The sequence below is a fragment of the Nocardia sp. NPDC050718 genome, from assembly GCF_040654235.1.
Classification (GTDB): Bacteria; Actinomycetota; Actinomycetes; order Mycobacteriales; family Mycobacteriaceae; genus Nocardia.
Genome location: NZ_JBFAHQ010000004.1, coordinates 764,909 through 777,375, shown reverse-complemented (window position 1 = coordinate 777,375; position 12,467 = coordinate 764,909). Strand labels below are relative to the sequence as shown.

13 protein-coding genes are annotated in these 12,467 nt (G+C 70.1%); 3 read left to right on the top strand and 10 right to left on the bottom strand.

What is annotated here, in order from left to right; translation table 11 throughout:
- Positions 1-100: 100 nt before the first annotated feature.
- Positions 101-1,282, bottom strand: a complete 1,182-nt coding sequence (locus AB0H54_RS22600) for an acyl-CoA dehydrogenase family protein (RefSeq protein WP_357347524.1) — start codon at positions 1,280-1,282, stop codon at positions 101-103.
- Positions 1,283-1,386: 104 nt separating this feature from the next.
- Between AB0H54_RS22600 and AB0H54_RS22595 the strand changes: the two genes are divergently transcribed.
- Entirely contained in the window at positions 1,387-1,896 is a 510-nt protein-coding gene (locus AB0H54_RS22595; protein WP_357347522.1) for a DoxX family protein, read from the top strand.
- A 20-nt stretch (positions 1,897-1,916) separates the two neighbouring features.
- Here the strand turns inward: AB0H54_RS22595 and AB0H54_RS22590 are convergent, their stop codons facing one another.
- Genes AB0H54_RS22590 through AB0H54_RS22565 form a run of 6 tightly spaced genes read right to left on the bottom strand, consistent with a single transcriptional unit; the run spans position 1,917 to position 7,732 of the window.
- Complete coding sequence (locus tag AB0H54_RS22590) at positions 1,917-2,711, bottom strand: AAA family ATPase (protein WP_357347520.1); 795 nt, start codon at positions 2,709-2,711, stop codon at positions 1,917-1,919.
- A complete protein-coding gene (locus AB0H54_RS22585; protein ID WP_357347518.1) occupies positions 2,708-4,231 on the bottom strand; it encodes a MorD protein in 1,524 nt (507 codons plus the stop codon). The genes AB0H54_RS22590 and AB0H54_RS22585 overlap by 4 nt, the downstream gene beginning before the upstream one ends.
- Positions 4,232-4,234: 3 nt before the next feature.
- Positions 4,235-4,654: a PaaI family thioesterase gene (locus AB0H54_RS22580; protein WP_357347516.1), complete on the bottom strand. Its 420-nt coding sequence runs from the start codon at positions 4,652-4,654 to the stop codon at positions 4,235-4,237.
- An 8-nt stretch (positions 4,655-4,662) separates the two neighbouring features.
- On the bottom strand, positions 4,663-6,135 hold the full coding sequence (locus AB0H54_RS22575) for an AMP-binding protein (protein ID WP_357347514.1): 1,473 nt from the start codon (positions 6,133-6,135) through the stop codon (positions 4,663-4,665).
- Positions 6,135-6,938: an enoyl-CoA hydratase/isomerase family protein gene (locus tag AB0H54_RS22570; protein WP_357347512.1), complete on the bottom strand. Its 804-nt coding sequence runs from the start codon at positions 6,936-6,938 to the stop codon at positions 6,135-6,137. Before AB0H54_RS22570 ends, AB0H54_RS22575 begins: the two co-directional genes overlap by 1 nt.
- A complete protein-coding gene (locus tag AB0H54_RS22565) occupies positions 6,929-7,732 on the bottom strand; it encodes an enoyl-CoA hydratase-related protein (protein WP_357347510.1) in 804 nt (267 codons plus the stop codon). The genes AB0H54_RS22570 and AB0H54_RS22565 overlap by 10 nt, the downstream gene beginning before the upstream one ends.
- 111 nt (positions 7,733-7,843) lie before the next feature.
- On the opposite strand from AB0H54_RS22565, the gene AB0H54_RS22560 reads away from it, so the two are divergent.
- Entirely contained in the window at positions 7,844-8,536 is a 693-nt protein-coding gene (locus tag AB0H54_RS22560) for a hypothetical protein (protein WP_357347508.1), read from the top strand.
- Between the two features lie 43 nt (positions 8,537-8,579).
- Positions 8,580-9,479: an enoyl-CoA hydratase/isomerase family protein gene (locus AB0H54_RS22555; RefSeq protein ID WP_357347506.1), complete on the top strand. Its 900-nt coding sequence runs from the start codon at positions 8,580-8,582 to the stop codon at positions 9,477-9,479.
- A 64-nt stretch (positions 9,480-9,543) separates the two neighbouring features.
- Here AB0H54_RS22555 and AB0H54_RS22550 read toward each other — a convergent pair whose 3' ends face one another.
- The 3 genes from AB0H54_RS22550 to AB0H54_RS22540 all read right to left on the bottom strand — a co-directional run bounded on the left by AB0H54_RS22550 (position 9,544) and on the right by AB0H54_RS22540 (position 12,463).
- Entirely contained in the window at positions 9,544-10,308 is a 765-nt protein-coding gene (locus AB0H54_RS22550; protein WP_357347504.1) for an SDR family NAD(P)-dependent oxidoreductase, read from the bottom strand.
- 39 nt (positions 10,309-10,347) lie between these two features.
- Complete coding sequence (locus AB0H54_RS22545) at positions 10,348-11,556, bottom strand: cytochrome P450 (RefSeq protein ID WP_357347502.1); 1,209 nt, start codon at positions 11,554-11,556, stop codon at positions 10,348-10,350.
- 121 nt (positions 11,557-11,677) lie between these two features.
- Positions 11,678-12,463 carry an SDR family oxidoreductase gene (locus AB0H54_RS22540; RefSeq protein WP_357347500.1) on the bottom strand — a complete coding sequence of 262 codons (786 nt, stop codon included), beginning with the start codon at positions 12,461-12,463 and terminating at the stop codon, positions 11,678-11,680.
- Between the last annotated feature and the right edge of the window lie 4 nt (positions 12,464-12,467).

Below are 12,467 nucleotides of genomic sequence, written 5' to 3'. Positions count from 1 at the left end.
GGGTTATTAGCGCGGGCCCCCTCAACTCGCCGCGGGCGCCCCGCCCCCCCCCCCCGGGGGGGGGCCGCACGGCGAGCCACCCCCCCCACCCGGGTCCGTGTCACCTGCCGGTGGGTTCGGCCGCGCGCACCAGCGCGCCGCCGATGATGAGCCGCTGGATCTCACTGGTGCCCTCGTAGAGCCGCAGCAGGCGCACGTCCCGGTAGATCCGTTCCACCGCCACACCCCGCATGTATCCGGTCCCACCGTGCACCTGCACCGCGGAATCGGCGACGCGACCGGCCATTTCGGTGCAGTAGAGCTTGGCCACCGATGGCGCGAGGCGCCGGTCCTCGCCGGTGACCCAGGACTGCGCGGCCGCGCGCACCAGGGCCCGCCCGGCCATGACGCCGGTCTGCATGTCGGCCAGGTGCGCCTGTACCAGCTGGAAGCGCCCGATCGGGGTGCCGCCCTGGGTGGCCGTGGCGGCGTAGGCGACCGATTCGTCGAGCGCGCGCTGCGCGGTCCCGACGGCCAGCGCCGCGATGTGGACGCGCCCGCGTGCCAGGGAACTCATGGCGGCCCGATAGCCGACGTCCTCCTGGCCGCCGACGAGGGCGTCCGCGCCGACCCGCACGTCCCGGAAACTCACCTCGGCGGTCCACGCCCCCTCCTGACCCATCTTGCGGTCCTTGGGCCCGACCGTGACGCCCGGCGTGCTCGCCGGCACCAGGAACACCGAGATCCCGGGCCCCGAACTGTCGGCCTGCCGGGTGCGGGCGAAGACGACGAACAGATCGGCCACCGGCGCGTTGGTGATGAATCGCTTCTCGCCGTTGATGATCCAGTCCCCGCCCGTGGCGGTCGCGGTGGTGCGCAGCGACGCGGGATCGGATCCGGCACCGGATTCGGTCAGCGCGAACGAAGCGACCACGGCGCCGGTGGCGATGGGCTCGAGCCAGCGGGCCTTCTGCTCCTCGGTGCCGAACCCCACCAGGACCTGCCCGGCGATGCCGTTGCTGGTGCCGAACAGCGACCGCAGGGCCAGGGTGGTGTAGCCGAGTTCCATGGCCAGCTCGACGTCCTGGGCCAGATGCAGGCCGAGCCCGCCCCACTGCTGCGGGATGGCGTATCCGTAGAGGCCCATCGCCTTGGCCTGCGCCACGATCTCGTCCGGGATCCGGTCCTGCGCGGCGATCTCGGACTCTCGCGGGACCACGACGGTGCGGACGAACTCTTTTGTCTGGGCGAGGATCTGGTGAAAATCCTCGTCGGTGACCTGGTCGGTGGTCGTGCTGGTCATGGCGAAGCCTTCCTCGGGCACGGCAGTCGCCGTGGCTGGCCGAACGTTGTGTTCGTGTTTACTGTAATACTATCGATAACCGGAACGGAGAAGAGGGAACGACGATGACAGCGATCGACGCGGGGGTACTCATCCTGCGGGTGTGCCTCGGGCTGACCATGGCCGCGCACGGCTACGGCAAGATCTTCACCGGCGGGCGGATCGCGGGCACGGCCCGCTGGTTCGACAGCATCGGGATGCGCCCCGGCGCGGTACACGCGCGCCTGGCCGCGGGAGCCGAGGTCGGTGCGGGACTCGCGCTGGCACTGGGCATCGCGACGCCGTTCGCGGCGGCCGGGTTCGTCGCCCTGATGCTGGTGGCCGCGTGGACGGTGCATCGCGCGCACGGCTTCTTCATCGTCGGCAACGGCTGGGAGTACAACCTGGTGCTCGCGCTGGCCGCGATCGGCGTAGCGACGATCGGCCCTGGCCGGCTGAGCGTCGACGGTCTGCTGTTCGGCAGCGAAAACGTCGACGGCTGGGTGGGTTTCGGCATCGCCGCCGGGCTGGGCCTGGCGGCGGGCGCCGGCCAGCTCGCGCTGTTCTACCGGCCGCCCGTGCCGACGCCGTCCTGACCCGCCGGATGCCGGCGTGCTCAGGTGGCCACGCGCACCTCCGCCAGGGTCGCCGCCGCGATCTCACGCAGGCCGTCGTGGATCGCGCCGTCACTGCTCAGCGGCGCGAGCACGCAGGCGTGCACCGCGTCGAGCTCGCCGATCCCGGCCGCGACGAGCCGCGCCGCCGCCACGAGGACCCGGGTCGAGGGCGGTTCGAAATGGAAGGCGCCGTCGGCCTTGCGGATGGCGACCGCGCAGCCGACGAGTCGCCGGGCCACCGCCGGATCCACCGCGGTCTCGGCCACCAGCAACTCGGCTTCGCGCTCCGGCGGCAGGTAGTCCATGGCGACGGTGACGAACCGTTGCCGGAACGAGGGTTTGAGTTCCTTGAGCGAACTGCGGTAGGCGGGGTTGTAGGAGCAGACGAGCATGAACGGATCGGGTGCGGCCACGACTTCGTCGGCGCGATCCAGGAACAGCGTGCGGCGGTGGTCGGTGAGCGCGTGCAGGACCGCGAGGGAGTCGTGCCGGGCCTCGACCACCTCGTCCAGGTAGCAGATCGCCCCGGACTTCACGGCCCGGGTGAGTGGACCGTCGGTCCAGCGGACGTCGCCGCCGGTGACCATGAACCGGCCGACCAGGTCCGAGCTGGTGAGGTCGTCGTGGCAGCTGATCGTCACGACCGGCCTGCCGAGCAGCCTGCCCATGTGTTCGACGAAACGGGTCTTGCCGCACCCGGTGGGCCCGGTGAGCATCACCGGCAGTCGCTGGCGATGCGCACCCTCGAACAGGGGCACCTCGATACCGGCGGCGAAGTAGGGGTCTGTGTTCATTCGGCTACCAACTCTCGATGGATCTGGGCGAGCGCTCTGGGCAATTCGTCGACCCGCCCGATGCGGCGGGATCGCCTCGGCCCGAAGACCTCCGGCAGCGGGTCGACCCGGGTCGGGCCGACCCCGAGATAGAAGACCCTGACCCCGGCGTCCTCGGCTTCCTCCACGGCATGGGCGACATCGGCCCAGGCGTAGCGGCCTTCGTAGCCTTCGTCCGACATCAGTCCGTCGCCGATGACGATCAGCAACTTGCGCTGGGACGGCTGATCGACCAGCCGGGCGGTCAGGTGACGCAGGGGCGCGCCGAGCCGGGTGTAGCCGCCGGTGACCAACCCGAGGCTGCCCGGGTCGACGAAATGCGGGTCCCGGAAATCCTTGAGGCAGTCCACCTGCACCCGGTGCCGGGTGTTGCCGGTGAACACGAAGATGCCGTGCCGTTCCCCGGCCATGGTCATCGCCCGCGACAGGGCGTCCGCGCAGTCGAGTTCGAGCCGGAAGACCTGCCCGCCGTGCACTCCGAGCGAGGAACTGCCGTCCAGCAGCAGGGCGGTGCTGACATCGCGGGACAGGGGCGCCAGCTCCCGGAACACTCGCGGCTGCGGTGCCCGGCCGGTGCCCGCGTCGACGACATAGGCGACGTAGCGGTCGATGTCGATATCGGATCCGTCCTCGAGCCCGGAACGCATCGCGCGGTGGGTGTGGTGTTCGAACCAGCGCCGCACATCGCCGGAGACGGCGGTGACCGGGGTATCGCGGGTGGGCAGCTTGCGTTCCAGCACGGCGACATGGTCGGGCAGGAAGGCGCCGGTCCAGCGGTTCCACTCCGGGTAGGGGATCCCGGCGCGCTGGTCGGCCCTGACCTCGATGTCGTCGTCCTCCGGTCGGCTCGGCGGCGGCAGGTTCGCGTTGCGCGCACCGCCGTCCCCGCCGACCGGGACGGTCAGCGGGCGGTAGGAGTCGCTGCGCGCCGAGGTCCACGGCATCCGGGCGTACACCCGGCGCACGGCCGAGGCCAGGGCGCCGCGTCCGGCCGCACCCGACGGCAGCGCGCCGAGCAACGGGTACGTCGCGAGGACCTGCCGGGTCCTGGCCAGTGCGAGCGCCCGATCGAGCATCCGGCCACCGTCGAGATCGTCCTCGTGGAGCTCGAGATCGGCCAGCGCCCTGCGCAATTCGGGGAGCAGGCCCGGCAGGCGGGCACCGACCCAGGCGGCGGCGACACCGCCTTCGACCAAGGACAGCGCCGCCCGTTGCCGCGGCGACAGCTCGTGCAGCGCGTACTCGGCGATGCGGTCCTTGGATGGCGCGCACTGCAGTGCGACACCACAGGTCAGGGTCGTGCGAGTCCAGTCGGGATCGATCGGCGGGTACGGGACGTGCACGATACGACGCCCCGTGCTCAGACCGAATTCCCGGTGCTCGCCGGTCATCAGACGCGCGTCGGTGCGCCGGCGTTCGGAGAAGGCCACCGCGGTCACCGCGCAGCTGCGTTCGATCGCGGATGCCCGTGCGGTATCCATCGGTCAGTCGCTCGCGACGGCGGTGCGGTCGGTGGCGAAGTCGACGGTCGCGAAGTTGACGGTGGCCAATGCCGCGAGGCTGTCGTCGGGCCCGCCGTATACCTCGACCTGCACGACGATCGAGCGCTTACCCGCGTGCACGACCGTGCACCGCGTGCGTGCCGCGCCGTCGGTGACCGGACGGAAGTAGCGCACGTTCAGGTCCGAGGTGACCACGCCGGCGTTCGGCGGCCGGTGCTCGAGCGCGACCGTGCCCGCGGCGATGTCGACCAGGGTGGCGATCAGGCCGCCCTGCAGGCCCCCGGAGGTGTTGACCACATGGGGCGCGACGGGCAGTTCCCAGTTCGGTGTGCCCTGGCTGTCGGTGCTCTTGCGGAAGCCGATGTGGTCGAGCAGCCCGCTGATGTGTCGAAGGGTTGTCATCATGGCGTTCACTCCTGGCCGGTGCCGGTACCGGCGAAATGCGCGCGGACCGCGAACAGATCCGGCTTGCCCGACGGGGTACGGGGGATGGCGTCGACCAGCGCGATATCGGTGGGAATCTCATAGCGGGCCAACCGGGTTCGCAGATGGTCGAGCAGGTCGGTGATCTCGGTCCGGCGATCGGGGCGCAATTCGACCATCGCGACCGGGGTCTCGCCGAGGCGATGATCGGGGCGGGCGACGACGGCCGCGCCGCGCACCGCCGGATGCGCCTCGATGGCCGCGCGCACCTCGTCGGGCATGATCTTGAATCCGCCGCGGATGATGGCCTGATCGGCACGTCCCAGGATCCACAGGAAGCCGTCGGCGTCGATGCGGGCGAGGTCGGTGGTACGGATCCAGTCCGTCCCCGGCCCCAGCTGACCGGGTATCACCTCGAGCAGCCCTTGGCGGTCGGTGCTGAGTTCGGTGCCGTCGTCGGCGACCACCCGCAGCAGGGCGCCACCGCTGGCCCGTCCGACGCTGCCGCGTTTGGCCTGCCAGAACTGCCGATGGTCGGCCAGCGTCCAGCCCGCGACCCCGCCGCCGAATTCGGTGGCGGCATACGAGGTCAGGACCGGGATGCCGAACTTCTCCTGGAAGGCGTCGGCGTCGGCGGCCGACAGGGGAGCGGTGCCGGAGGTGACCGCCCGGACACCGGCGAGATCATCTGCGGTGAGATCGGAGTGCAGCACCATCCGCAACGCGGCGGGCACCAGCGAGACCGCGCCGGGCCGGTGTTCGCGCACGACCGCGGCCCAGCGGTCCAGCTCGAAACGGGGCAGGAAGACGAACGGCCGTGCGGTGAGCACACATTGCAGGATCCGGAACACGCCGCCGATGTGCACCAGCGGGGCATTGACGATCGCGACACCGGCGCGTGGCGCGGTGGGTACCGGATGGCGATCGGGGTCGGCCCCAAGCACGCTGCGCCACAACATGTCGTAGGTCAGGTCGACGCGCTTGGGTGGGCCGGTCGTGCCGCTGGTCAGCATGCGGACCGCGGTCACCGGGTCCGGCACCGACGCAACGGGTTTCGCCTGAACTCGCCCCGGCCGCCCGTCCAAGCCGTCCACGGCCAGCGTCGTGGCGCCGGGATCGACCAGGGCGGTGAGATCGTCGGTGTTGCCGATCACCAGCGGCAGGTCCAAGGCGATGATGTCGTCGCGGATGCGGTCGTCACCGCGGGCGGGGTTGATCACGACCACCGTGCCTCCCGCGAGCAGGACACCGAGGAACGCGGCCACGTGTTCGGGGCGGTTGCGCAGCAGGATGCCCACCGGCTGTGCCCGTGGTACGGCGCAGGCGGTGCGGTGTGCCGCGGCGGCGAGTCGGCCCCAGGTGAACCAGGTTCCGTCGAACTCGATCGCCCTGGCGTCGGGTGCGAGGTCGAGGATCTGCCCGATCCGGGTGCTCAGCGGGTGGTCGGGCGACTGGGTCATCAGCGGATCCTCGGTTCGATCGGGGCGGCGGGCCCGCGCTCGCGGGCGGCCGCCAGTTCCGCCTTGGCGATCGGATTGCCCAGGCGGGTGTAGACGAGTCCGTGCTCCATCGCGGCCCGGTACGGCTTGTCCAGGGATTCCCAGATCGCGCGCACCGTGCCCTGGGTGGCGGTCGGCGGTTTGGCTGCGATGCCTGCGGCGATCGCATGCGCTCGGTCCCAGAGCTGTTCGCGGGCAACGATTTCCGACACCAGACCGATTCGCAGCGCGGTGTCGGCGCAGATCCGCTCGTCATTGCCCATCAGGGCGATGCGCAGCGTCTCGCCGAGGCCGACACGGCGCATGAGCCCGATCGGCTCCAGCGCGCACACCAGGCCCGCCGAGACGTGGGAGTCGAAGAAGGTGGCTTCCTCGGAGCAGATCACCACATCGGATTCGTTGACGAAGTAGAACGCGCCCGCGGTGCACATCCCCTGCACGGCGCACACCACCGGCTTCCACATCTTCTGCCATTTCGGGCTCAGCGCCTCGCCGGGGTCCTCGTGGTGCCAGATCCCGTTCGGCTGGCCGTAGGGCACCTTGATGTCGAGGCCGGCGGAGAAGGCGCGCGTACCGGCCGCGCGCAGCACGACGGCGTTCACCGAGTCGTCCAGGCGGATCCGGTGCCAGACCTCGCGCATCTCCTCGCACAGGGTGCGGTCGAAGGCGTTGAGCCGGTCGGGGCGGTTGAGCGTCACCGTCGCGACCCGGTCGCGTTCGTCGACCTCGAAGAGCACGGTGCGATAGGGGGTGCTCATCGGCACTGCCAGATCGGGTCGCGCTTCTCGACGAAGGCCTGCGGACCCTCGAGGGCGTCCTCGGTGCGGGTGACCCGCTCCCGGAAGGATTCCGCGAGCATCTCGGCCTCGTGCAGCGGCACGTCCAGGCCCTTGAGGATGGCCAGTCGCGTGCCGCGAACAGCCAGGGGCGCATTCGAATTGACGATCTCGGCGATCTCGCGCGCGCGTTCGAGCAGACGGTCGTGCTCGACCACCTCGGTGATCATGCCGAGTTCGTAGGCCCGCTGGGCGCTCATCCGCTCGTGTTTGCCCATCAGCGCCATCCGCAGCGCGACCGTCCGGGGCAGCACCCTGGCCAGACGGACCACCTCGCGCCCGGCGACCAGCCCGATGCTGACGTGCGGATCGAAGAAGGTCGCCCGATCCGAGGCGATGACGATGTCGCCGGTGGTCACCCAGTCCAGCCCCGCCCCGCAGCACAATCCGTTGACCGCGACGATGATCGGCTTGGTCATCGTGCGAAACGGCGGCGTGCCCTCCTGCGGGGCCTCCCACTGCTCGTAGGTCGACAGGTAGGGCCGTTCGCTGACCACCTTGCCGTCGCCCGGGATCTCGGTGACATCGGCGCCCGTGCAGAACGCGCGGCCGGTCCCGGTGACGATCAGCAGCCACACCTTGTCGTCGTGCTCGGCCTCGTCGTAGGCGTCCCGCAGTTCGGTGATCATGTGCGGGCTCAGCGCGTTGAGGGCGTGCGGGCGGTCGAGCGTGATGGTGGCCGTGTGCCCGTCGACCTCGTAGCCGATGGTGTCGAACGGCATGCTTGCCTCCTGGAGACGGGGGTAGTGAAACATACTGTTGCATGTACAGTAGACAATACCGTCGGCCCTCCGCCAGAGTGGCCGCGATGCCCCGAGAAGAAAAGAGCTGCGATGGCCGAGCCCGCCACCGTGCCACCGGACACGGCGCGCACCGACAGTGCGCCGACGGGCCGCTTCGGTGCCGAACCCCTGGCCCAGACCGTCGCCGCCGCGGCGGCCGTGCGCCGCGTCGTCGGCCTGCTGCTCGCGCTCGAGCACCCGCACCCGGCCGTCGACGCGATGCTGTCCGAGTTGTCGGGCTGGGAACGCGAACTCGCCGCCGCGGTGCCGCCCGATCCGGCGCCGCGATTCGCCGGCGACTCCACGGACCGCCGGGTGTACCTGAACCACGCCTTCGACATCGGCGCGTTCAATCCCTGCTTCCCCGAGTACGTCTTCGACCACCTCGACACCGCGACAGCACGGGGCCGCATCACCTTTCCCCTCGTGCACGAGGGGCCGCCCGGTCTCGTGCACGGCGGCTTTCTCGGTGTCTTCTTCGACGCCGTGGTCCAGCATCACAGCTGTGCGTCCGGGGTGGCGGGCAAGACCCGATCGATGGAGGTCACCTATCGCAGACCGACCCCGATCCACACCGAACTCGACTTCGACATCGCGCGCGTGCTGAGCGACCGCGGGATCGAATCGACCGCCCGCATCCTGCGCGACGGGCAGCTGCTGTGCTCGGCGGTCGTGCGCACCGTCGCCGTGCCCGTCGACGGCTTGCCCACGGCGCGATTCGGGCCCCGAACCAGCCGTCCCTGACGGCCGTTGCCGACTACCCCATGAACCCAGGAAGAGATAGCCGATGACCGTGTCCCCTGCCACCGACGGCCGTGTGCTCTACGAGCTCGATCCGGACCGCCGGATCGCCACCATCACCCTGAACAACCCGGCCCAGCGCAACTCCTACGACGCCGCGATGCGTGACGACATCGCCCGCTGCCTGGACCGGGTGGCCGACGACGACGACATCACCGTGGTGCTGCTGCGCGGCGCGGAGCAGGTGTTCAGCACCGGCGCGGATATGAACAACGCCTACGGCTGGTACGGCGAGCGCGCCGCCACGAACGGTGCGCGCACGGCACCGCGCAGGCCCAGTCAGCGCAGGCGGCTGACCGTGGACCGCAAGTCCTTCGGCTTCTACCACGAGTTCATGGGCTTTCCGAAGGTCACCGTCGGCGAGATCAGCGGGTACGCGCTCGGCGGCGGGTTCGAGATGGCCCTGATGACCGACATCTCGGTGATCGCCCGCGACACCCGGATCGGCATGCCCGCTGCCCGGTTCCTCGGCCCGGCGCTGGGCAGCCTGCACATGTTCTTCCACCGGCTGGGCCCGGTGCTGGCCCGCCGTCTGCTGTTGACCGGGGACATCGTCGAGGCGGCGAGTGTGGAGCATCTCGGGGTGTTCACCGAGACCTGTGATCCCGCCGCGGTGACCGCGCGGGCTCGCTACTGGGCGGAGAAGGCGGCGAAGATGCCCGCCGACGGCGTGGTCATCGCCAAGGAGGCGTTCCGGATGGTCGAGCAGAGCCAGGCGTATCAGGGGGAGGAGGTCGCCAGTTACTTCTTCCACGCCTTCGGTACCAACCTGCAGTTCGCCCCTGGCGAGTTCAACTTCGTCAAGACCCGCGCCGAGCACGGCACGAAGGAAGCATTCCGTCTGCGCGACGCGCACTTCCACGTCCCCGAACCCGATCTCGGCTAGTCGAGGTACCACGACGAGGCCGGTGCCGGAACTCCGTTGGCACCGGCCTCTGTCGGTTTCGAGGTCACATGACCAAGCCGCCGTCGACCGCCAGGATCTGGCCGGTGACGAACGAGGCGGCGTCGGAGGCCAGGAAGACGAAAGCGCCCGCCACCTCCTGTGGTTCGGCCCAGCGCCGCATCGGAATGCGGCTGAGCATCTGCTCGGCGAACCGGGGATCGGTGCGAATCGTCTCGGTCATCGGCGTCGCCGCGGCCGGGGCCAGCGCGTTGACGGTGATCTGCTTGCGCGCGAGCTCTTTCGCCAGCGACTTGGTCATGCCGACAATGCCGGATTTGGCGGCCGAGTAGTTCACCTGCCCGAGTGTGCCGACCAGGCCCGCCGACGACGTCACGTTGATGATGCGCCCCGTCCCGTCGGCCGGGAGATACGGCAGCGCCGCCTGGGTGCAGCGGAACGCGCCGAGCAGGTGGATGTCGAGCATCCGCAGCACCGACTCCTCGGTAGTGGCACCGAACATCGCGGGCTCGGTGATCCCGGCGTTGTTCACCACGATGTTGAGCGTGCCGCCACCGGCCCGTGCCGCGAGTGCGGCCGCGGCGTCGGCGGCGGCCCGGTCCCGGACATCCAGCGCCGTCGCGGTGGCCCGGCCGCCGTCGGCGACGATCTTGTCCGCTGTGGCTTCGGCGGCGCCACCGTCGATATCGGTGACCACGACGGTCGCGCCCTGCGCGGCCAGCGCGCCGGCGACGGCGGCGCCGATCCCGCCACCCGCTCCGGTGACGAGTGCCGCACGGCCGGTCAGGTCGAACAGGGTGCTGGTGTTCACAGGGCTCCTCGAACTCGGAAACGGTGGTGGAGTCGCGGATCAGACGACATCGAAGCGCACCGGCAGTGCGGTCGGCGAGCGGAAGGGCTGGCCGAAGATGTGCGGATCACCGTCGGGTAGCAGGGCGATCCCGGTCAGCCTGCGCAGCAGCGCCTCCATCGCGACCCGGGTTTCCATGCGCGCCAGGTGCAGTCCGAGACAGGTGTGGGCGCCGGCGGTGAAGCTGATGTGCGGCAGGCGGGGCCGGAAGATGTCGAACTCCTCCGACCGCTCCCAGCGGGATTCGTCGCGGTTGGCCGATCCGAGGCACAGGTCCAGCACCGCGCCCGCCGGGATGGCGACACCGTCGAGTTCGGTGTCCTCGGTGACATAGCGCTGCACCAGCGTCAGCGGTGTCTCGAACCGCAGTCCCTCCTCGATCGCCTGCGGTAGCAGACCGTGGTTGTGCTGGATCGCCGCGAACTGGTCGGGATGGGTCAGCAGCTGGAAGAGCAGATTGCCCGAGGACCGGTAGGTGGTCTCGAGCCCGGCGGGCAGCAGCAGCCGCAGGAAGGAATAGATCGCGCGATCGGACAGCTTCTCGCCGTCGATCTCCGCGGTGACCAGATTGCTGATGATGTCGTCGGCGGGCGCGGACCGCCGGAGCTCGATGCGTTCGAGAAAGTACTCCTTCAGGTCCTTGGAGGCCTGCAATGCGCGGGGCACGTTGCCCGCGTAGCTGATGATCGCCACCGCGGCTTCCCGGAAGAACGGCAGGTCTTCCTCCGGCAGGCCGAGCAGCCGGGCGATCACGCGGGTGGGGAACTCGAAGGTGAAGTCGCGCACCAGGTCCGCGCGGCCCTCCGCGATGAACTCGTCGATCAGCTTGTCGCAGATCGGGCGCACGATCTCGGGCTCCCACGTCACCAGCGACTGCGGTTTGAACGCGGCCGAGACCAGGTTGCGGTGCGCCTTGTGGGTCAGGCCGTTCATCGCCAGGATCGTCGGCCCCATGAACACCCCGATGGTGGCGTCGTAGAGCTGGGTGCTGAACACCGATCCGTTGCGCAGCGCCTGGTTCACCGCGGACCAGGACACGGCGGCGAAGGTGTTGGTGGGGCGCAGTTCCGCGGGGGTTCGGGAGTAGTCCATCACCGTCCCGTGGAACACACCTCCCGCGCGCCTGCGTGCCGCGAAGAACGGGTAGGGGTCGTGGGGATCGGGCACCTCTGCGACCGTCGCTGCTGGGTCCTCGACGGGACTGTTCACGGATCACCTCTGACTTCGTCACGCCGAACGGCGGAGTGGACGTATTTACTGTAAGGCATACAGTATATGAGTCGGCACTGGTCCGGGCAATGTGACCGGGACCGGTGCCTGCGTCCTGGGATCAGAGCTGGACGGCCGGTCCGACCGTCATCGGCGCGACGAAACCGCCGTCGACGTGCACGTCCTGGCCGTTGATCCACCGCGAGCCGGGGCCGGTGAGGAAGTCGATCACCGGCACGATGTCGGCGACCGTGGCGTGCCGCCCGATCGTGGCCTTCACGGCGTCGAGACCTTCCTTGCCCATCGACGCCTCGAAGTCGGTCAGGATCGGGGTATCGGTCGGGCCGGGGCTGACGGTGTTGACCCGCACCCCGTACTTCTGCCACGCCGACGGTGCCAGGCGCTTGGCGAAGATGATCGCGGCCTGCTTGGACGTGCTGTAGACGGGGTAGGCCGGGTCCTGGGTCCCCTGCCAATCCCGCACGGCCGCGATGTCGGTGGCGGCGAGGAGCCCGGCGAGGTCGTCGATGCGCTGCTGCCAGCCGAGCGCCGCCACCGAGGCGACGGTGGCGATCGCGCCGCCCTGGCGCAGCAGCGGCAGCATGCCGGTGGTGAACAGCCGCATGCCGAGATAGTTCACGGCGAGGACGTCGTCGGTGGGTGCGGTGCCGGGGACGCCTGCGACGAAAGCCAGGGCGTCCCAGCCGTCGCCGATCCGGCCGAGCAGGTCGGTGATGGCCGCCGCGTCGCGCAGATCGCAGATCTCCCGTCGGGCCGCCGGGGTGTCGCCGGGGCGCAGATCGACCGCGAGGACATGGTCGCCACGGTCGTGGAAGTGGGTCGCGGCGGCGGCCCCGATGCCCGATCCGGCACCGACCACGACGATCCTGCGCTGCTGGGAACTCATCAAC